The 20,377-nt window shown below is 59.1% G+C and carries 14 protein-coding genes and 1 pseudogene; 7 read left to right on the top strand and 8 right to left on the bottom strand.

The window, feature by feature from the left end; genetic code table 11:
• Nucleotides 1-3: 3 nt before the first annotated feature.
• The 3 genes from NMAG_RS11730 to NMAG_RS11720 all read right to left on the bottom strand — a co-directional run bounded on the left by NMAG_RS11730 (nucleotide 4) and on the right by NMAG_RS11720 (nucleotide 3,756).
• Nucleotides 4-2,442 (bottom strand): LUD domain-containing protein, encoded by a 2,439-nt coding sequence (locus NMAG_RS11730; RefSeq protein WP_004215407.1) that lies wholly within the window; start codon nucleotides 2,440-2,442, stop codon nucleotides 4-6.
• Nucleotide 2,443: 1 nt separating this feature from the next.
• The gene (locus tag NMAG_RS11725) at nucleotides 2,444-2,956 is read right to left on the bottom strand and encodes an LUD domain-containing protein (RefSeq protein ID WP_004215408.1); all 513 of its coding nucleotides are present in this window, start codon (nucleotides 2,954-2,956) and stop codon (nucleotides 2,444-2,446) included.
• A 245-nt stretch (nucleotides 2,957-3,201) separates the two neighbouring features.
• Nucleotides 3,202-3,756 carry a GMP synthase subunit A gene (locus NMAG_RS11720; protein WP_004215409.1) on the bottom strand — a complete coding sequence of 185 codons (555 nt, stop codon included), beginning with the start codon at nucleotides 3,754-3,756 and terminating at the stop codon, nucleotides 3,202-3,204.
• A 199-nt stretch (nucleotides 3,757-3,955) separates the two neighbouring features.
• Here NMAG_RS11720 and NMAG_RS22125 point away from each other — a divergent pair, with 199 nt between their 5' ends.
• Both NMAG_RS22125 and NMAG_RS20965 read left to right on the top strand, forming a co-directional pair.
• Entirely contained in the window at nucleotides 3,956-4,093 is a 138-nt protein-coding gene (locus tag NMAG_RS22125; protein ID WP_004215410.1) for a hypothetical protein, read from the top strand.
• 120 nt (nucleotides 4,094-4,213) lie between these two features.
• Entirely contained in the window at nucleotides 4,214-4,627 is a 414-nt protein-coding gene (locus NMAG_RS20965) for a hypothetical protein (protein ID WP_081446719.1), read from the top strand.
• A 111-nt stretch (nucleotides 4,628-4,738) separates the two neighbouring features.
• On the opposite strand, the gene NMAG_RS11715 is transcribed toward NMAG_RS20965, so the two are convergent.
• Complete coding sequence (locus NMAG_RS11715; protein WP_012996676.1) at nucleotides 4,739-6,166, bottom strand: hypothetical protein; 1,428 nt, start codon at nucleotides 6,164-6,166, stop codon at nucleotides 4,739-4,741.
• Between the two features lie 283 nt (nucleotides 6,167-6,449).
• Between NMAG_RS11715 and NMAG_RS20960 the strand changes: the two are divergent.
• Nucleotides 6,450-6,744: pseudogene (locus tag NMAG_RS20960) on the top strand (IS1595 family transposase); the annotation flags it as partial.
• A 68-nt stretch (nucleotides 6,745-6,812) separates the two neighbouring features.
• Here NMAG_RS20960 and pan1 read toward each other — a convergent pair.
• Entirely contained in the window at nucleotides 6,813-8,030 is a 1,218-nt protein-coding gene (gene pan1 / locus NMAG_RS11710) for a proteasome-activating nucleotidase Pan1 (RefSeq protein ID WP_004215413.1), read from the bottom strand.
• A 250-nt stretch (nucleotides 8,031-8,280) separates the two neighbouring features.
• Between pan1 and NMAG_RS11705 the strand changes: the two genes are divergently transcribed.
• From NMAG_RS11705 to NMAG_RS11695, 3 genes are all read left to right on the top strand, one after another.
• Nucleotides 8,281-8,553 (top strand): MarR family transcriptional regulator, encoded by a 273-nt coding sequence (locus NMAG_RS11705; RefSeq protein ID WP_004215415.1) that lies wholly within the window; start codon nucleotides 8,281-8,283, stop codon nucleotides 8,551-8,553.
• 268 nt (nucleotides 8,554-8,821) lie between these two features.
• Nucleotides 8,822-10,261: a DNA double-strand break repair protein Mre11 gene (gene mre11 / locus NMAG_RS11700; protein WP_004215416.1), complete on the top strand. Its 1,440-nt coding sequence runs from the start codon at nucleotides 8,822-8,824 to the stop codon at nucleotides 10,259-10,261.
• Entirely contained in the window at nucleotides 10,258-13,032 is a 2,775-nt protein-coding gene (locus tag NMAG_RS11695) for a DNA double-strand break repair ATPase Rad50 (protein ID WP_012996675.1), read from the top strand. The genes mre11 and NMAG_RS11695 overlap by 4 nt, the downstream gene beginning before the upstream one ends.
• Before the next feature lie 52 nt (nucleotides 13,033-13,084).
• On the opposite strand, the gene NMAG_RS11690 is transcribed toward NMAG_RS11695, so the two are convergent.
• The 3 genes from NMAG_RS11690 to NMAG_RS22120 all read right to left on the bottom strand — a co-directional run bounded on the left by NMAG_RS11690 (nucleotide 13,085) and on the right by NMAG_RS22120 (nucleotide 14,812).
• Nucleotides 13,085-13,666: a DUF7346 family protein gene (locus NMAG_RS11690; RefSeq protein WP_004215418.1), complete on the bottom strand. Its 582-nt coding sequence runs from the start codon at nucleotides 13,664-13,666 to the stop codon at nucleotides 13,085-13,087.
• Nucleotides 13,667-13,729: 63 nt separating this feature from the next.
• On the bottom strand, nucleotides 13,730-14,521 hold the full coding sequence (locus tag NMAG_RS11685; RefSeq protein WP_004215419.1) for a DUF7322 domain-containing protein: 792 nt from the start codon (nucleotides 14,519-14,521) through the stop codon (nucleotides 13,730-13,732).
• Between the two features lie 129 nt (nucleotides 14,522-14,650).
• A complete protein-coding gene (locus NMAG_RS22120; protein WP_004215420.1) occupies nucleotides 14,651-14,812 on the bottom strand; it encodes a DUF7331 family protein in 162 nt (53 codons plus the stop codon).
• A 168-nt stretch (nucleotides 14,813-14,980) separates the two neighbouring features.
• Between NMAG_RS22120 and NMAG_RS11680 the strand changes: the two genes are divergently transcribed.
• Nucleotides 14,981-20,302 (top strand): DNA polymerase domain-containing protein, encoded by a 5,322-nt coding sequence (locus tag NMAG_RS11680; protein ID WP_004215421.1) that lies wholly within the window; start codon nucleotides 14,981-14,983, stop codon nucleotides 20,300-20,302.
• The last annotated feature ends 75 nt before the right edge of the window (nucleotides 20,303-20,377 follow it).

The following is a 20,377-nucleotide window of genomic DNA, read 5'->3' as shown; positions in this document are numbered from 1 at the left end:
TGGTCAAGGGCCAGCATTAGGAGCTAGCACTTCGACCGGATGGGGCACCGTCCGATCCAGCAGCGTCTCGAGTTGGTCCCCACACGAGGTACCCGACGCGACGACTAGATCGGTGCTGGCCTGCTCAATCTCCGACGCCAGTCGGTCGCCGACATCCATGCTGACCTCGTAGTACTCGCGCTTGTAGCCGAAGGAGCCGGCCATGCCACAGCACTCGACCGTCGAGGTCCGCGGAGCGTAGCCACAGCGTTCGAGGACGGCGACCGTCGGCGCTTCGAGGTCGAGCGTGCGTTGCTGGCAGTGGGAGTGGTAGGCGATCGGCTGGCCGTTGTCCCCGTTTTCGTTCTCGTTCTCGTTCCCGTTCCCGTCACCGATTCTCGCTCCGTCACCACCAGCCGTCGACAGTGCCGCCGGATCCGCACCGTTCTCGAGTAGCCCGAAGATGAACTCACAAATCTCGTAGCTGTTGTCCCGCAGTCGTTCGAACGAGCGTTCGGGGAGGAATCGCTCGTACTCGCGCTGGAACGCGGCGAGGTCGGAGGGTTCGATGACGACGACATCGCGGCCAGCGTCCAGGTCCTCGGCGAGGGCGGCGTAGACCTTGCTCGCCTGCGTATCTGCCGTGGCGACCATCCCCTGCGAGAGCGGGGCGCGGCCGCTCTCGGGCAGGTCGGGAACCGAGACGGGAACACCGAGGGCTTCGAGCGTCCGCACGGCCGCCTTCCCGCGGTCGGTGTCGACGTAGTTGGTGTAGACGTCGGGGTAGAGGACGACGTCGCGGTCGAGCGCGTCTGTGGGTTCGTCGTGAGACTCCCGACGGCCGGCCGCTGCCCGCCGTTTCGACTCGCCTTCACCGCCGCGGGCATCGAACCAGTCAACGAGTGAGTGCCGTTCGAACGAGGGCAACGCTCGGCGCTGGTCGATACCGAGCGTCCGCTCGAGAAGTGAGCGTACCGGTGCCGTCTCGCCGAGCCAGTTCGAGACCGGGGCCGTCGCGCTGCCGAGCTTTGCGACGGTGGCGATGTTGCCAAAGAAGCGTTTTCCGAGGTCGAGTCCGCCGGATTCCTCGTCCGGCGTGAGTCCGTCGACGAGGAAGTCGTAGGCCGCCGGCTCCACATCGCGGTTGACGCGGTCCCTGACGACGGTGTTGATCCACGGAATGTCGATCTTCACCGGGCAGGCGTCGACACAGCGCGTACAGCCGGTACAGAGGTCGTTGAACTCGGCGGCGGAGTCCTGGCCGTGGACGCCGGCCTCCCAGCCCGTCGCGATGCCGCCGGAGTAGGTCTCGCCGCCGAAGCCGTGACCGCCGACGGCCTGGAAGTTCGAACACGAGTTCGAACACGCGCCACAGCGGATGCAGTACAGCGTCTCCCGAAGCTGATCGTCCTCACGCATCTCAGTGCGGCCGTTATCGAGCAGCACGAGGTGGAACTCGCGGTCTGTAGAGCCGTTGGCCTCGGCGTCCGTGTTCGCTCCGATCGGCTCGTCGGGTTCGTCGAAGGTGAGCGTCGGCGACTCCGTCGGTGGCGAGAGCATCGTCACGTACTGGGAAATCTCCTGCCCCGTCGCGCTCTTCGCGATCAGGTCGACGAACGGCTCGAGATCCCGAATCGACGGGATGAGCTTCTCGACGCCGGCGATTGCGACGTGCGTATCTGGCGTGACGGCGCACTTGCGGGCGTTGCCCTCGTTCGTGACGAGCGTGATCGTCCCGCTCTCGGCGACGACGAAGTTCGCGCCCGTAATCCCCACGTCGGCCTCGCGGATGCGCTCACCGAGGTGGTCGCGAGCGAACCGGGTGAGCTCTTCTGCGGTCTCGAACTCCTCGTCGGGGTCGAACTGCTCTGTGAAGAGGTCGGCAATCTCCTCACGTGTCAGGTGCATCGCCGGGCCGACGATGTGCGAAGGCGTGTCGTCTGCAACCTGGAGGACCCACTCGCCGAGGTCGGTTTCGGTGACCTCGATCCCCTCGGACTCGAGTGCATCGTTGAGCTCGAGTTCCTCGGTGGTCATGGACTTGGATTTGACGACGGACGGGCGGTCGCTGGCGCTCTCGGCTGCGGTGCTGGTCGCGGCCCGGTCGTCGACCACGTCGGCGACGTAGGCGTTCGCGTCGGCCGCGTTCTCCGCGACGTAGACCGTTCCGCCGTTGGCTTCGACCGCCTCGCGAACGGTCTCGATGAGGTCCGGGAGGCGGTCGATGGCGTCTTCCTTGACCGCACGCGCCTCCGATCGAAGCGCGTCGAGATCGTCGGTTTCGTCGAACACCTCGTGACGCTGGAGGTTGGAGACGCTCGTGTGGGCGTGAATTGCATCGCCTTCCGTCTCGAGTAGGTGTCGAAGATGGGCCGCGGTTTCGGCGCGCGAGTGGGATGGTGTGTGGCTGGCGGTACCCCCACCCCCTTCCGACTGACCGGGTGCGTGGCTTCGTTCGGCCATCTTATCGATCCTCCAGCACGACGACGGTCACTTCGCCGGGGCCGTGGACGCCGTGGACGAGGTCACCCATGTCGGCAGTCGCGCTCCGTCCCGTGGCGAAAACGATGCTGTCGCCGCCTGCATCGAACCGAGCCGCGAGGCGGTCGAACCCGCCCGCGAGGTCGGGGACGACGTCGCTCGCCGCGACGACGGCGATGTGGTGCTCCGGATAGACGCTGATCGGTTCGTCGCCAGCCGCGCGGGACTCGAGTGCGACGGTGCCGTACTCCGCAATTGCGAACGTCGCCGGCGTGATTCCGGTCTGTGCGTCGGCGAGGACAGCAGCCGTCGGCTCGGTCGTGACGGACTCCGGAAGGGAGACGCCCTCGAACGGGAGGGTGGTCCCGATAGCCGGCTCCGTGAGCAGCGCCGCGAGTCGCTCGCTCGCGTCGGCCGCGGACACACGCTCCAGCCTGACCTCGAGTTCCTCGAGTGCGTGTTTCAACTGGCCGACAGCGTCAGTGTCGGTTGACATTAGAACACTCATTCGGGCGCGCGCCCAATAGCGTGGCGGTCGTGCCAATCAGTGGGGCAAACGTTGGATTGGGTTCAACTATCTGGGCGCACACGAGTGTGTCGGACGGTGAGATGGGGGACCAATTGCAGAGTGTATAGAGCCGAAAATCAGCGTAGAGAGCGATCAGACTCGAGACGAGCCGTGAGTGAGACAGTGTGGACTCGAGTGCGACGGCAGAGAGCGCCGACGCAGTGCCGTGGCGTTCAGTTCGCCTCGCAGATGTCGCGGAAGTTCTCGAAGATCACGTCGCCTTCCTCGGTGTGGGCGACTTCGGGGTGCCACTGGACGCCGTAGAGGTCGCGGTCGGTGTCGCTCATGGCTTCGATGCCGCAGACGTCACTTGTCGCGGTTCGCTCGAATCCGTCGGGGAGTTCGACGACTTCGTCAGCGTGGCTCGCCCAGACGCGCGTTTCGGGGTGGAGACTGCCGGTGAGGGGGTCGTCTTCGTCGGTCAGTTCGACCGTTACGTCCGCGTAGCCGCCGTAGTCGCCGCTGTCGACGCGGCCGCCGAGTTCCTCGGCGATGAGTTGCATGCCGAGACAGATTCCGAGGACGGGAACGTCGGCCTCGAGGTACGCCGGGGACTGCCCGATCCGGTCCATGTCCGGGCCACCCGAGAGGACGACGCCGTCTGCGTCGATATCTTCAGGCGGCGTGTCGTTGTCGATCAACTCGGCCTCCACGCCGAGGTCGCGAAGCGCCCGGTGTTCTAGGTGTGTAAACTGCCCGTGGTTGTCCACCACGACGATCTTCGTCATTGCCAGTGTCTAGCCAGTGATCCGGTAAAAACGGACCGGAAGCGATTCTCGGTCGGCCGCTCGTCGTTCAGCCTGCCGCCCGACACAGGTCTCCGGTCTCGCCCGACACAGGTCTCCGGTCTCGCACGGTACAGAACGCCAGCCTCGCTCGACACTCGTCTCCGGTACGTTTATAGCCTCGTCACCGAACGGTAGGAATATGGCAGTCGATCTCTCCGAGTTTAACCATCCGTCCTGGATCACCGCGGTCGGCACCGGTATCGGCTATCTGTTGATCCTCGCGGTGTTGACCGTGGCGCTGTTCATCGTGCCGTGGCTCGTGTTTGCGACGCTGTAGACTCAAGCCGATGTCCATGTTCGGAACGGTAAAAACGAACAATCAATTGTTTGAATATTATTTCATCTACAAATTGGCTGAGACCGAAAGCAATTTACACTTCTAGCAAAAATTTTAGGCATGGGTTTCAATAGAAGAAAAATACTATCTTCAGTTCTTCCCATCTCGGGTATCCTGGCTGGATGCTCTTTTCGAAATGAAGTACGTACATTCCAAGTAAACGTAATAAATCACACGAATGAGCCCATGAATGTGAATATCAAAATATATGGTTCTAATGAAGTACTTTACCATCAAAATATTGACTTACCTGATGAAGGCCAGAACGGATTGAACCCATCATCAAAAACCACTCTAGAAATAGAAAGAATATCAAAGAATATGGAATTAACGGGTGCGATAGAAGTCGATTCTGGATTAGAAGAAACAACCAATTTCGAGTTAGATTGCTCACAAGACGAAGGAGATGCTATTAGTTTCAGAATTCACGATGAATATATTGACTCAAGATCCGAGTGCGCTTCATTAAGTTAATTCATTTACCACCTATGTTGTGTGTTCATTAACTAATTTCACCAAATAAACTGCAGACAAACATAACTAGGATGGTCTTTGATATCCTTACTTTACTGCTGATAGCCTACTTCAGTCCACATGCACAGATTCGTACAACGCACTCCACGCTATGTTGGGTCCTATAGTTTTGTATGCGGCAATTGGCATGGCGTGGAAACAGTCACATGAATTACTGTCTGCATAGTGGAAAGTGTATTGTGGATGGAATGAGACGAGGTAGGGTGAATCGTCTGGATGCAGTTCGTTGTGTACTCGGAGAGAGAATTGGGTTGTTTGAGCTTCATTAGACAACTCTCTGGGAAGATCATCATACTCTCCATCCAAATCAACGTCGAAATTGTAAATTGCACCACCCTGTTCGTAGTTAACTTCCGTCGAGCTGCCCGACCCTGCCATTACATAGTCCGCAATACTCGCACCAATCTCAGTAAGACGGCCACCAGCGGCACCGATAATGTCTAAGGCCAAACCGACTTCATCATTACCGCTTTCTCCATCTCCATCATCTGGTTCAGGATGTGAGAAGTAGAGATCGTTATAATGATTTTCATCGTGGGGTTCTACGTGGAGGGAATAATTGCTTGGGTGAATGAAGTTTGCTGGATCACAGCTATCTGGAAAGACGTCGTCTGGACGCTCCGAGAAGAACACCCAGAATCGCCATCTGTTTGACTGACTAAATCCGATCTCATCGTAATCGTAGGCTGTCGCATCATCTGCCGAAACGCCCATCCAATACTCCATATTTGACTCTTCACAGTTACCCTCGAGATCATCGCTGACAGTACGGATCTCGTGAATATTCCCTGCGTCTTCATCAGCCTGTATGCGGAAACTCTCTTGATCAACGAAATCGTCATTTTCTTTGTTAGCTAGCTCATTAATCAGATCTTCGGTATTATATTCGATTCTCTTTTGCTCAATAAATCGAGCTGGACTCGAATCTGTAGGGAGACCTTTTTCCGGCACATTAAAGCCCAAGGTATGATCTTTCCACTTAGAATCAATAGACATTATATCTATGTTAAAACCTTCTTGTATGCCATCTATATCTAACAGATAGAAACCAAGATGACCAAATTCACCGCATGGACGACTTAGCATTCCGGAAATCGACTGTCCAAATTTGACTACGTTCACCTTTAGTGGAATTTTGTTCTCAGAGGTTTCATAAACGTAATTCTCCCCATCAAGAACACCAACTCTCCTTATGTCAATGGATCCATTTTTCTGGTTCAGTTTCTCTAACTTACTGAGTTCGATGTCAAAACCTGCAACGCTAATGGTTCCAGTAAGATCGTCTTCGTTGATTCGCCCTCTTACCTCATGACCCGATGCATGGGTGAGAGTATCGTATGTATAGCCAACATAACTGTTGGAACCCGTCGCTGAACCGATGACTGGGACGGCCGTAAGGGCAGCCCCTCCTCCACCAAAGGTTTGGAGGATTTTTCGACGATTAATTCTACTATTCACCTGGCGGTTTTTACCATTCATTGCAATTGAAAGTAATATTATAGGACAATTTATATCTTTCTGCGAAAGTTATATAATGGTGAATATTTATTATATTACATCTGTCTTCCGGGGGTGATTATTGATACTGTTCAGCTATCGCTGTGGAATTGAAGAGAGCAAGGACACGGCGTCAGCGGTGTCAGTTAGGCATGATTCTGCTTGGTGTGCTTGGATCGGAATCGGTCGCAGCGGACCTGTTGCAGAAGATTCACTGGCGTAACGGTGTTACTTGCCCTCGCTGACGTTCTGACCGGTAATGAGCGAGAAGGAGCCACTAGCAGTCTATACTGGCAGATTCCGAGCATACGACCCACTTAGAGAAGGACGACCATTCAACCACGAATACGCCGTCCACGGCGACGGTGAATATGCCGATGAAAACGTCCATGTCAATACCTGCGAGAGCCACGAATCGCTGCTGCAACCGTGACTCTCTCCCCCATCGAGATATTCCAAAAGACGAAGTCATGCAGTATTTCCGGGCGTTTCAACTTCGACGAAAGCTACTGCGAAAACCGGGAAGAGTAACACTCAAACACGCTATCAAAGCTACGCTTCGAGATCAACAAAGTACTACACAAGAGCGAACGAACAAAACTGAGATGAGCCGACTGGAGTGATCGATTCAGGCGAACGTCTTCGAGACCTCTTGGGTCTCGTCGGATTCGGCCTGAACCTTCTCCCACGCGCCCAGGAAGTCTTCCATCTGGATCTCGGTGCGCTCGTCGCGGATGGCGAACATCCCGGCTTCGGTACAGATCGCCTTCACGTCGGCACCGGAGGCCTCCTCGGCTTCGGTAGCCAGTTCGGCGAAGTCGACATCGTCGGCGACGTTCATGCCGCGGGTGTGGATCTCGAAGATGATCTCGCGACCCTCCTGGTTCGGCTTGGGGACCTCGATGAGACGGTCGAAGCGACCGGGGCGAAGAATCGCACGGTCTAACATGTCGAAGCGGTTGGTGGCGGCGATGATCCGGATCTCGCCGCGGTCTTCGAAGCCGTCCATTTCGCTCAGGAGTTGCATCATCGTCCGCTGGACCTCGGCGTCGCCGGAGGTCTTCGACTCCGTCCGCTTGGCCGCGATGGCGTCGATTTCGTCGATGAAGATGACGGCTGGCTCGTGTTCGCGGGCGACCTTGAACAGGTCACGGACCAGCTTCGCACCCTCACCGATGAACTTGTGGACCAGCTCGGAGCCGGCCATCTTGATGAAAGTCGCGTTGGTCTGGTTGGCGACAGCCTTCGCGAGCATCGTCTTCCCCGTGCCCGGCGGACCGTACAGCAGGACCCCACTCGGCGGGTCGATGCCGACATCGTCGAACATCTCCGGCTTCTCGAGTGGCATCTCGACGGTCTCGCGAACTTCCTGCATCTGCTCTTCCAGACCGCCGATATCCTCGTAGCTGACCTCGGGACTCTCGGTGACTTCCATCACACGGGCCCGGACGTCCGTCTCGCTAGAGAGCGTCTTGACGATAGAGAGGGAGTTGTTGACGGCAACCCGGGCGTCGGGTTCGATCTCCTCGCGCATCTCGTCGGTGACTTCGGTCAGCGCTTCCTGGTTGTTCCCGTGCTGTTTGATGATGACGCCCTCGTCGGTCATCTCTTGGACGGTGGCGACGAACAGCGGGGACTGCTTTAGCTTCTTGTTCTCGTGCGTGAGCCGCTCAAGCTTCTGCTGGTACTTGTTGTTCTCGGCGTTCGCATCGAGGAGCTTGTCTCGCATCTCCTCGTTTTGCGACTCGAGGATCTCCAGCTTGTCCTCGAGTGCCTGGATTTTCTCCTGTTGGGACGCCTCGTCCTCGTCATATGGGAGGTCGACGTCGTCCACAGTGTCAGTCATCACCCGTCCCTTGGGTATTGGCTCATAAGAGGCTTCGGGTCACCCACCCAGACTGCAACCGCCAGAACCGACAGATTCACCCGTCTGTACCCGGCTCACCGCGATTCGACTAACGTCTAGATCAACCGCTCGCTACTCGAGAGTCCGTTCTGGCTGACTGTCACGAAAACCCGGACAGTCCGCCATATAACTGCTAGGCATTATATGAAACAGAAAATATTATTACCTCGTATTTGCTAAAGGGTATACGATGAGCGCGTCAGAAACGTTTCGACAGGAGTCCGAACAGGAACGAGGAAGTTGGGATGACGTCCGAGAACTCCCACCAAGTGCGAAGCTAGTCGCGAAGGTACTCGAGTACAACGATACGATGACGCAGCAAGAGATTGCAGACGAGACACTGCTGCCGGCGCGGACGGTTCGGTACGCACTGAACCGCCTCGACGAGGAGAACGTCGTCGACTCGCGGTTTTCGTTCTCGGACGCGCGAAAGCGTCTCTACAGTCTCGATATCGACGCCTGAGTTCGCGAGGTCGTGAGGTTGCGAGGTTGCGAGGTTGCGAGGTTGCGAGGCTGAGGGTCCAGGAATTCAGGTGGTTACGAGTCTGCGTTCGATTCCGGAACCGACCGTGTCGAAAAACCGGGCACAGGAATTGGGGCGACGACAACTCTCTCGCTGCGACAACAGAGCGGAGCCATATCTGCGGGTCGATCACGGGAACCTCTCAACGGGGACTACTTTCACTCCGGTCGCGGAACCACTTTAGGGCCGCCTGTCTAACGACGGGACAATGACACGGGTGATACACACGGGCGACACCCACCTCGGGTACCAGCAGTACAACTCGCCCGCCCGACGACGAGACTTCCTCGAGGCGTTTCGCAACGTCGCCGAGGACGCGGTTTCAGCGGACGTCGACGCCGTCATCCACGCCGGCGACCTCTTTCACGATCGTCGGCCTGGACTGGTCGACCTCCAGGGAACGATCGACGTCCTCCGAACGCTCGCGGACGCTAACATCCCCTTCCTCGCCGTTGTCGGCAACCACGAGGGCAAACGCGACGCCCAGTGGCTCGACCTCTTCGCCGACATCGGCCTCGCAACGCGCCTCGGTCCCGACCCCGAAGTCGTCGGCGATGTCGCCTTCTACGGCCAGGACTTCGTCCCCCGCTCGCGACGCGAGGGACTCGAGTACGAGTTCGAACCAGTTCCCGACGCCGCGAGTCACGCGGCGCTGGTGAGCCATGGCCTGTTCGAGCCCTTCGCCCACGCCGACTGGGATACGGAGCGAATGCTCGAGGAGGCCACAGTCGAGTTTGACGCCGTCCTCCTTGGAGACAATCACAAGCCAGACACCGCCGAGGTGTGCGACACCTGGGTGACCTACTGCGGGTCGACCGAGCGTGCGAGCGCGAGCGAACGCGAAGCGCGAGGGTACAATCTGGTCGAGTTCGAGTCCGCGGCTGACGATAGTGAGGCCACGAGCGAGGACGCCAGCGATAATGCGGTCGCCATCACCCGCCGCTCACTCACCGACACCCGCGACTTCGTTTTCGTCGACGTCGAACTCGAGGAAGGGGAGGGAATCGACCGCGTCCAGGAGCGTGTCCGCCAGCACGACGTCGAAGACGCCGTCGCCATCGTCACCGTCGAGGGCGATGGCCGGCCGATCACTCCCGCCGCTGTCGAGGAACTCGCACTCGACCGCGGCGCACTCGTCGCCCGGATGAACGACCGACGCGACATCCCCGACGAGGCCGAGGAGGTCTCGGTGAGCTTCGCCGACCCGGACGCGGCCGTTCGCGAGCGAATCCGTGACCTCGGGCTCAGCGACGCTGCGCGCAGTATCGACGAGACGGTCCGCAACGACGACCTGCCCGATTCGAACGTCCGGGAGTCAGTTGAGCGCCGTGTTCGCGACCTACTCGAGGACGACCGGTCTGCGTTCGAGCCAGCACCGGAGCGCGCGCCGGAGGACGAAGATGTGACGACGGTTGCGGATCAGCTCTCGGCGGCCGCCGCTGACTCGGGTACCGGAGGCACCGAAGACACCAAAACGTCAGCTGCTGCCACAGCAGACGATGAACACCCGATAGATTCCGAGGGTGACACAGACGAGCGTAACACAGCCGAACGTGAGACAGCCGAACATGACACAGCGGGCGAGGCAGAATCCGACACGGAGCCGGACCGAGACGCCGACCACGCCTCACTGGGTGATTTCGCATGAGAGTCGACCGCGTCCGCATGCTGAACTTCAAGTGCTACGGCGACGCCGACCTCACCTTAGAGCGCGGCGTCACCGTCGTCCACGGGGTCAACGGCAGCGGGAAATCGACGCTGCTCGAGGCCGTCTTCTTCGCCCTCTACGGCTCGAAGGCGCTCGACGACCGCACGCTCGACGACGTGATCACGACCGGCGAGAACGAGTCGGAGGTCGAACTCTGGTTCACCCACGACAACCGCGAGTACCACATCGAACGCCATCTCAAACTGCGCGGCGACCGCGCAACGACGACCAAGTGCGTCCTCGAGACGCCCGAAGACACCATCGAAGGCGCGCGCGACGTGCGTAAGACGGTCACCGAACTCCTGCGAATGGACGCCGAGGCGTTCGTCAACTGCGCGTACGTCCGCCAGGGCGAGGTCAACAAACTCATCCACGCCTCGCCGAGCGAGCGCCAGGACATGATCGACGACCTCCTGCAACTGGGTGCACTCGAGGAGTATCGCGAGCGCGCGAGCGATGCACGGCTCGGCGTCAAGTCCGTCCTCGACGGCCAGCGGGAGGTCCTCGATGACGTCCGCTCGCAGGTCGAGCAAAAAGAGGAGCAGGATCTCCACGAAACGCTGAACACACTCGAGAAAGAGCGCGACGAGCTCACGGAACAGATCGACCACTACGAGGCCCAGCGAGACCAGGCCGTGGAGACGCTCGAAACGGCCCAGGAGGTGCTCGAGCGCCACGAAGAGACCCGCGAGGAGATCGAGACGCTCGGCGAGGAGATCGACGACCTCCAATCGAAGATCACCGAGACCGAACGCGACCGCGAGGACGCGAAAGACGAGATTCGGGAGCGGAAAGAAGCGCGCGAGGAACTCGCCGACGAACGCAACGAGTTGCTCGCAGATCTCGAGCGCGAGGTCGACCCCGGCGCAGATTCCGGTGCCGAGACGAGTGTCGAACAGCATATCGACGACCTCGAAGAACGAGACGAGGAACTCCAGGATGACCTCGCAGACGTTCGCGTCTCGATCCAGACGAAAACGGAGACCGCCGACCGGCTCCGAGAGGAGGCCGACGACCTCGAAACACGGGCCGACGAAGCGCGCACGGACGCCGACGAAATCGAGAGCGAACTCGAGACGACCGAGTCAGAAATCGGCGATCGCGAGGAGAAGCTCTCGGAGCTCGAGGATGAGATCGATGAGCTTCGAGGGCGGTTCGTTGGCGGAGACAAAGACGAAGACGAAGACAAAGACGAAGACGAAGACAAAGACGAAGACGAAGACGAAGACACAACGGACAACCTGACCGTCGCGTTCGGCGAGGCCGAAACACGGCTCGCGGAACTCGAGTCCGACCGCGAGGACGCAGTCGCCGAACGCAACGATCTCACCGCCGATCTCAGAACCGTCGAAAACGCCATCGAGGAAGGCGAAGCGCTGCTCGAGGAAGGCAAGTGCCCCGAGTGTGGCCAGTCCGTCGAGGACTCGCCACACGTCGACGTCCTCGCCGAAAAGCGCGAGGAAGCCGAGGAACTCGAGGCCGAGCGAGAGACACTCGCAGCTGAGATCGAAGCGCTCGACGAGCGAATCGAGCAGGTCGAGGACCTACAGGAGGCCGAACGCCGCGTCGAACGGCTCGCAGACAACCGCGACAACGTCGAGCAACTCCTGGCCCAGAAGCGCGAGACGATCGCCGACCGGCGCGAACAGTGTACCGAGTTGCGCGAGGAGGCCGACGAACTCGAGTCCGACGCCGAAGCGAAACGCGAAGAAGCGAGCGAACTCGAGTCGGAGGTCGACGAGGTCCGTGTCGAACTCGGCAAGATCAACGGCGAGCGCAGCGCGATCAAGGAGACGCTGCAGGCGCTGCGACGACTGCGCGAGATCGCCGACGAGCGCGCCGAACTCGAGCGCCAGATCGTGACGCGCCGTGAGCGTCGTGCCGACTGGCAGGAGATGAACGAGGAGCGCCGCGAGACGCTGTCGGCAAAGCGCGATCGGAAGCGCGAACTCGAGGACGAATTCGACGACGCTCGCGTCGAGGCTGCCCGCGAGGACCGCCAGAACGCCGACACCTACATCGAGCAGGTCGAGGAGAAACTCGACGACCTCGAGGAACAGCGCGACGACGTGCAGGGGACAATCGGCGGCGTCGAGGAGAAACTCGACGAACTCGAGCGCCTGCGCGACCGACTCGTTGCAGTCGAAGAAACATGCGAGACACTCGAGTCGCTGTACGACGAGGCCGAGACGCTGCAGACGACCTACGGCGAGTTGCGCTCGGACCTGCGCCAGCAGAACGTCGAGACCTTAGAGCGATTGCTGAACGAGACGTTCGACCTGGTCTACCAGAACGACTCCTACGCGGCGATCGATCTGGACGGCGACTACCAGCTGACGGTGTATCAGAAGGATGGCGAGAGCCTCGATCCCGAGCAGCTCTCGGGAGGGGAGCGAGCGTTGTTCAACCTCAGTCTGCGGTGTGCGATCTACCGGCTGCTCGCGGAGGGCGTCGAGGGTGCTGCGCCGATGCCGCCGCTGATCCTCGACGAGCCGACGGTGTTTCTCGACTCCGGCCATGTCACCCAGCTCGTCTCGCTGGTCGAGTCGATGCGCGACCTGGGCGTCGAACAGATCGTCGTCGTCAGTCACGATCAGGAACTCGTCGGTGCGGCGGACTCGCTCGTCAGGGTCGAGAAGGACGCGACCTCGAACCGCTCGCGACTCGAACGCGGCGAGCCGCCGGAGGCGGCGCTGCTGGCGTCCGAGTAGGCAGGTCGGGAGGGGCGCGGTCAACAAAACTCGTTTTTCACCGGAGTCTGTTTCAGTTCGACTCGAGTGAGCCTGCTGGTTCTGGAGTCGAGGTGGATGTGGAGGTGGATGTGGACGTAGACCTCGACGGAGCTGCGGACGCAGCCGAATCGGACTCAGAAGACGCGTTGTCGTCGGAATCTGGATCGGGCGCTGCCGCCGACTTATCGAGATCGAATCGGATCGTCTCGAGTGCGGCGTCGCAGGTGTTGGTGAGACGGTACCCACGCTCGCCGCCGACGTCGGTTTCGGCGAGCAGGTCGGCACCCTTGAGGATGGTCAGTCGGCCGTGGAGGTCGCTTTCACAGAGGGTGGTTCTGTCGAGAATCGTGCGGATGTCGAGTGGACCCTCGTCTGCGAGGGTGATAAGCAGACTGAGGGTGGCTTCGTCGTGGACGGTCGTAAGCAGTGTCCGAACGGGACTGCTGACCGCCTGTGCGACCGGGTCGAGTTCGTCTGCGGCGTCGACGGAGTCGAGTCGGTCGTTCTGGACGTAGCATTCGTCGCCTGTCTGTGGGTCACGTACGAGGCTCGCGTGCTCGGAGCGCTTGAGAAGCAGGTATCGTTTCCCGGTGTCGTCTTGGACGGTTGTCATAGTCGGTCAGAGTCGTCCGGTATCCGTTCTTCGGCGTCAGTCCCTGAAGTACTTTTGCCGGCGTCAGTATTGGCGGTCGGAGTCGTCCTGCTGTAGTGACTCGTCGCGTTCGGACCCAGTAGTGTCGCTCTCGCCGATGTCGTCGTCTTCCTCGTCGGCATTGGTACTGTTCTCCGAAGCGGTGTCGTCATCGTCGTCGCCCTCACTCAGTTCGTCCGCGTCCTCGACGGTGAACTCGTTCTCTTGGTTCCGATACGACCGGTATCGGTAGTACGCGAAGCCAAACAGGACGAGACCGCCGGCGATCAGTGTGAGAGCCATCTGCGAGACGCCCTCGAAAATGATGAACAAAAGACCGAGCGCAACGGCGAGTATCGCCGCGTTGAGAACGAGCACGATCCCCCAGAACAGCTTGAGGAGTTCTTTCGGCACGTCCGACTCGGCTGTCGACACTTCCGGGATGGTGACCGAGTCGGCCTCGAACTCGTGTTCGTGTTCGTGTTCGTGCTCGGATTTGAAATCGGACATGAACGTCGACCCCGCATCCTCAGTCTCGACTCGCGGAATCGTCAGCGAGTCGGCACTCGAGTCCCGGTACGATGCTTCGGGATCCCACTCGCCCGGTGGGGAATCGTCGGGAGTACTCGCGTCTTTGTTGCGAGCGGTGGACTCGGATTCGGAGTTGGCAGTGGACGCATTGGCGGTGGCGGCGTCGGAGGAGTCAGCGGCTGTGCCGTCGGTGGCGGCGTCGGAGGAGTCAGCGGCTGTGCCGTCGGTGGAAGAATCGGCGGCAGCGGTGTCGCTGGCGGTATTGTGGTCGCCATCTGCGTCGGTACTGGTCCGATCAGTCGTCACGGGTGAGCAGAGAGCAACCACACGCAAAAGGATTCGCGTTTCGGGTGCGAGTTCGGGAGAAAAGGGGCGACAGCGGCAGGGTGTTCGTGGGTAGATCAGCGTCGGTCGCGAGGTCGCACGGGTATCGACTTAGGCGACATCTTTGAGGACCAGTGTTCTGGTCGTTTCGACCCACGCGAGCGGGTTCTGGGCGTCATAGAAGACGACGCCGTCGTCCGTCTCGTAGGACTCGATCGTCGGGGCGTCTACAGACTCACTACGATCCGTCGCGTCGTCAGGAGTGGTGGACATATCGGTCACCTGATTGCGTGTTATGTGTTACCACATTATATGTCTTTTTGCTCCTGCAATATCAGATCAGAAGACGGAATCGAGAGAGTCCGACTCACAGCAATGCCGTCTCCGATTTCCGGAGCGGATTGCAGGGGTTTTTATTCACCGGCTACAAAGCCCGATACCATGACTGAGGCGGGCCAAACCGGACTCACGGAGTTTTCAGACGAGTCCGCACAGCGGCCGGACGAAGAGGCTGTCGCCGTCGCGGGCAACGGCGGGACCACTACGGCCGAGGTGATCGACGTCGTCGAGGAAACGCTGCCGGAACCCGAGAGTGAGGCGGTCGACATCGCGGTAATGCAGGTCGACTACACCGTCGCTGGCTACGGCGACGAGGAGCGACCGATCATGCACGTCTTCGGACGCACCCCGGAGAACGAACTCGAACACGTGCAGGTCGTCGGCTTCCGACCGTACTTCTACGCGCCGACGGAGACACTCGAGCGCCCACCAGAAGAGCAGTACGACCGCCTCACCGGGAGCGAGACGGAAGACGAGAACGGCGAGCCCTACGAGAGTATTCGCGGTGAGAAACTCACCAAAATCTTCGGGCAGACACCGCGCGACGTGGGTCAGATCCGTGACGACTTCGAACACTACGAGGCTGACATCCTGTTCCCGAACCGGTTTCTCATCGACAAGGACGTTCAGAGCGGCATTCGCGTCCCCCAGCGCCGCGCCGAGGACGGCTCGCTCGTCGTCCCCCACACCGAAGTGGAGGCCGTCGATGTCGACGCCGATCCGCGCGTCCTGACGTTCGACATCGAGGTCGAGGACCGCCATGGCTTCCCAGAGGACGGCGAGGAGCCGATCGTCTGTCTGACGAGCCACGACTCCTACCGCGACGAGTACATCATGTGGGTCTGTGCGGCCGACGAGGGCGACGGCGAGATCCCCGACGAAATAACCGATTACGAGCCAATCGAGGGCGAGATTGACCACGAGATTCGCGCCTTCGACGCGGAGGAAGCGATGCTTGAGGCGTTCGTCGACTACATCGCTGATCGAAATAAGGCCGACCCAGACATCATCACTGGTTGGAACTGCCTTCCAGCGGATAGCGATGTCCTCATGGCGGACGGAACCGAGAAAGAGATACAAGAGATCGAGATTGGGGATTCGGTAGTCGGTTCCGACTCACAGCAAACAAGCGTTGCAGAAGTAACGAACAAGTGGGAAAGCGAGAAGGAGATACGTGAATTTTCGTTAGCTGATGGAACATCCCTCCGATCGTCAGCCGATCATCGGATAATGGTCGGGGGTGACGATGCCGTGGACTGGAAAGAAGGGAGCGAAATCGAATCGGGTGATTACGTGCTCAAACCGCGGAGACTCTCCGTCGAAGAGACGGCCACTCCTACCCTTTCGGACCTCATTCCGATAGAGAACCAACGATACGCCGACAAACAGTCGGTCTCAGAATTCAAGACGGATCTCCCATACGGTGCCGTCAGTGAGTTAGCCGATCAGTTTGATGTCACAACCGGAACCTTACATCACCCACACACGAGTGTCTGGACACCGAAACGCTGCCGAGATGCAGCGAGCCAGTACGACGTTCCCGTTCCAGATGGTGGCGTCGAATATCGGGGAACGGGTGTTGCTCTCGAACGAAAAATAACGCCTGAAGAACTCTATTACGCTGGGCTGATCCTCACGGACGGGTCGATGTCGACAGATGATGGCGTTCGGTTCTACAACACTCGAGAGGAACTCCATCGACAATTCCCCGGCGAGAATCATTTAGAACCGGACGGAAAGGGATGTTACAAACAGAACGTGCTGGACTATGCGACGATGTATGCCTTTCACGGACTCGGTATTCCGTTTGGGAATAAAAACGACGGTCCAGTCGATCTCTCGACGATTTACGAAATGCCGTCCGAATACATCGGTCGCTTCTTAGCGGGTGCTATCGATGGCGACGGAAATATTGCGCAAAGCGGGATCACAGTTGCTGCCGAGAACCGGTCGATCGGTACGTGGTACGTGAAGCTATTCAAGCGCCTTGGGATCTACGCGCAGCAACGAGAGAACGTCGTTAGAATTCCCGATGCGAAACGCGACATCGATCGACTGAAGGACTGCGTGCTCCCGTATATGAGCCATTCCGAAAAGAAAGACGCCCTCACGGAATTCGAGGGCGGCAAGAGTGGTCAAACCGAGAACATCCCATACGCGTTGTTCGAAGCAGATGTCGGGTCTGACGCAAAGCGGATCGGTAACGACAAACATCGGCGCGGTATTAACCTTAAACGTCACGAGACACACTCTGAGGAGTGGGAAGAGTACGTCTTCGTTGAGGTAACGGACGTTTCGGTAACTGGCACTGAGACGACCTACGACATCGAAACGACGACGCACAACTTCATCGCTGAAGGGTGTTTGGTCCACAACTGCGATGATTTCGACGCACCATATCTCTTAGATCGCCTCGAGGAGCTTCAGGGCCCACACCACGACTACGACCTCGAGATCGACCAACTCTCCCGAGTCGACGAAGTCTGGCGCAGCGGCTGGGGCGGTCCGGATATCAAGGGGCGGGTCGTCTTCGACCTGCTCTATGGCTACCAGCGGATGGTCTTCTCAGAACTCGACTCCTACCGGCTCGACGCCGTCGGCGAGTCCGAACTCGGCGTCGGCAAGGAGCGCTACGCCGGCGACATCGGCGATCTCTGGGAGGACGACCCCTACCAGCTACTGGCGTACAACCTCCGGGACGTGGAACTCTGTGTGGAACTCGATCGCCAGCAGTCGATCATCCCGTTCTGGGACGAGGTGCGTTCGTTCGTCGGCTGCAAGTTAGAGGACGCTCCCACGCCCGGCGACGCGGTGGACATGTACGTCCTTCACCAGGCCTACGGCGAGTTCGCGCTCCCCTCGAAAGGCCAGCAGGAGGCCGGAGAGGAGTACGAGGGCGGGGCCGTCTTCGAGCCGATCACGGGCGTCAAGGAGAACGTCACCGTGCTCGACCTGAAGTCGCTGTACCCGATGTGCATGACGACGATCAACGCGTCGCCGGAGACGAGGGTCGACCCCGACTCCTACGACGGGGAGACCTACGAGGCACCCACGGGGACACACTTCCAGAAGGAACCCGACGGCGTCAACCGGACGATGATTACCGAACTCCTTGCCGAGCGCGAGGAGAAGAAAGCACTGCGAAACGAGCACGAACCCGGAACGCCCGAGTACGAGCAGTACGACCGCCAACAAGGTGCGGTAAAGGTTATCATGAACTGCTTCACGCCGGATACAGAGGTGTTGACTCCAGACGGCGTGCGCGATATTACTGATCTTGAGGTCGGTGACGAGGTGTATTCCCTTGATCCGGAGACTGAAGCGTTAGAGGTAAAGCCCGTCGTCGAAACCCACGCCTATCCAGAGTACGACGGGGATCTGGTCGACATCGAGACTAACAAGATCGATTTCCGCGTCACCCCGAACCATCGGATGCTCGTCCGCAAGAACGAAACGAACGGAATTACTGAAGACGAATACAGTTTCATCGAGGCCGGTGATCTTGATCGGGCAACGAACTACGAACTACCCCATGATTGGGACGGGCCAGACGGAAACGAACTCGATACAGTCGATCTGACGGAGCTAATCGACGGTGAGTACGAGGTGTGGGTTCGGCCGTCTGTTCACGGTCATACGTTCACCACAGAACTGGGCTGGAAACCGCGTCGCGTACCAAAAGCAGACGTTGGGAAAACTGGCTACGTCTTCACCGCCGAAGAATTCGAGGCACACCGAGAGTACATCGAAGAGGTGTGTGAGACGAGCTTTATTCATCGCGACTCTGGACGGAAGTGGATTCCACGGACATACGATGGAGACAAGTTCCTTGACCTGCTCGCGTGGTTCGTGACAGAAGGGAACGTGTACACCTCTGAAGACAAGCAGTTCGGCGAGAATTTCCGCGGCTCTGCGACGACAGTGAAACTGGCGCAGGACAAACTACCGATTGCCGACGGCGGTCTCGGTCATCACGCGACGATCGGTGAACTGCTCGATGAGATGGGATTCGACTACTACGTCGACGACCGTTCCTACACGGTCACGTCGAAACTCCTCGGGAATTTCCTAACATCGTGCTGCGGTGATGGAAGCTTCGAGAAACGGATCCCTGAACTCGTCTTCGAGTGTAGTCACCGACAGAAACGCCGGTTCCTTGAGGTGCTTATCGACGGCGACGGTGACCGACAGACAAACTCCTGGCGGTACACGACCTCGAGTAACCGTCTTCGGGACGATGTTCTTCGGCTTTGTGCACATCTCGGCCTAACAGCGAACTACAGCCGTGACAGCGGAACGTGGCGAATCTACGTGACTGAAGGATCAAAGAACACGCTTCGAATGCATCGAAGTTCGACCCAGAGTACTGCCGACAACGGAGTCTACTGCGTCACCGTCGAAGACAACCATACGCTACTTGCAGGCCGGAACGGGAAATTCCAATTCGTTGGCCAATCTCTCTACGGCGTGTCGGGTTGGGAGCAATTCCGCCTCTACGACAAAGAAGCGGCGTCCGCAATCACGGCTACCGGGCGCGAAGTGATCGAGTTCACCGAGACTGCTGCGAACGAACTCGACTACACGGTTGCCTACGGTGATACCGACTCCGTCATGCTCGAACTCGGACCTGATATCTCAAAAGACGAGGCCTTAGAGCAGTCGTTCGAAATTGAGGAGTACATCAACGATCGCTACGACGACTTCGCGCGCGACGAGCTCAATGCTGAGTTCCATCGGTTCCAGATCGAGTTCGAAAAACTCTACCGGCGGTTCTTCCAGGCAGGCAAGAAGAAGCGCTACGCCGGCCACATCACCTGGAAGGAGGGCAAGGACGTCGACACCATCGACATCGTCGGCTTCGAGTACCAGCGCTCGGACATCGCGCCGATCACCAAGGAGGTCCAGCACAAGGTCATCGAGATGATCGTCAAAGAGGGTGACGTTGAGGGCGCAAAGGAGTACGTCAACGGCGTCATCGAGGACGTTCAGGAGGGCGACATCGCACTCGAGGAGATCGCCATTCCGGGCGGCATCGGCAAGCGACTGGACAACTACGACACCGATACGGCGCAGGTTCGTGGCGCGAAGTACGCGAACCGGTTGCTGGGAACCAACTTCCAGCGTGGCAGCAAGCCAAAGCGGCTCTACCTGGATCGGGTCGGCCCCTCGTTCTTCGAGCGACTCGAGGAGGAAGAGGGCCTCGACGCACGAACGGATCCGATCTATGGCGCGTTTAAACGCGATCCGGACGTGATCTGTTTCGAGTACGACGACCAGATCCCCGAGGAGTTCGAAGTCGACTACGACACAATGTTAGAGAAGACACTGAAGGGACCGATCGAGCGGATTCTCGAGGCACTTGGTGTCTCCTGGGAGGAGGTCAAGAGCGGCCAGGAGCAGACCGGTCTGAGCAATTTCATGTAAGGAGTGGTTCTGTCAGCGTCCAACACACCTTTTTGCCTCGGTCTTGATACCACAGACAGAGTCGACACACGGCCT

This window comes from Natrialba magadii ATCC 43099 (genome assembly GCF_000025625.1).
Lineage (GTDB): Archaea > Halobacteriota > Halobacteria > Halobacteriales > Natrialbaceae > Natrialba > Natrialba magadii.
The sequence above is the reverse complement of the archived record's forward strand: the minus strand, read 5'-3'. Positions and strand labels throughout refer to the sequence as shown.

Coding starts and splice junctions, on each gene's coding strand:
- NMAG_RS11720 (WP_004215409.1), bottom strand. CDS start 3,756: ATGACGAAGATCGTCGTGGTGGACAACCACGGGCAGTTTACACACCTA.
- NMAG_RS11705 (WP_004215415.1), top strand. CDS start 8,281: ATGAGCGCGTCAGAAACGTTTCGACAGGAGTCCGAACAGGAACGAGGA.
- NMAG_RS11715 (WP_012996676.1), bottom strand. CDS start 6,166: ATGAATGGTAAAAACCGCCAGGTGAATAGTAGAATTAATCGTCGAAAA.
- NMAG_RS11730 (WP_004215407.1), bottom strand. CDS start 2,442: ATGGCCGAACGAAGCCACGCACCCGGTCAGTCGGAAGGGGGTGGGGGT.
- NMAG_RS11725 (WP_004215408.1), bottom strand. CDS start 2,956: ATGTCAACCGACACTGACGCTGTCGGCCAGTTGAAACACGCACTCGAG.
- NMAG_RS11680 (WP_004215421.1), top strand. CDS start 14,981: ATGACTGAGGCGGGCCAAACCGGACTCACGGAGTTTTCAGACGAGTCC.
- mre11 (WP_004215416.1), top strand. CDS start 8,822: ATGACACGGGTGATACACACGGGCGACACCCACCTCGGGTACCAGCAG.
- pan1 (WP_004215413.1), bottom strand. CDS start 8,030: ATGACTGACACTGTGGACGACGTCGACCTCCCATATGACGAGGACGAG.
- NMAG_RS22120 (WP_004215420.1), bottom strand. CDS start 14,812: ATGTCCACCACTCCTGACGACGCGACGGATCGTAGTGAGTCTGTAGAC.
- NMAG_RS11690 (WP_004215418.1), bottom strand. CDS start 13,666: ATGACAACCGTCCAAGACGACACCGGGAAACGATACCTGCTTCTCAAG.
- NMAG_RS22125 (WP_004215410.1), top strand. CDS start 3,956: ATGGCAGTCGATCTCTCCGAGTTTAACCATCCGTCCTGGATCACCGCG.
- NMAG_RS20965 (WP_081446719.1), top strand. CDS start 4,214: ATGGGTTTCAATAGAAGAAAAATACTATCTTCAGTTCTTCCCATCTCG.
- NMAG_RS11695 (WP_012996675.1), top strand. CDS start 10,258: ATGAGAGTCGACCGCGTCCGCATGCTGAACTTCAAGTGCTACGGCGAC.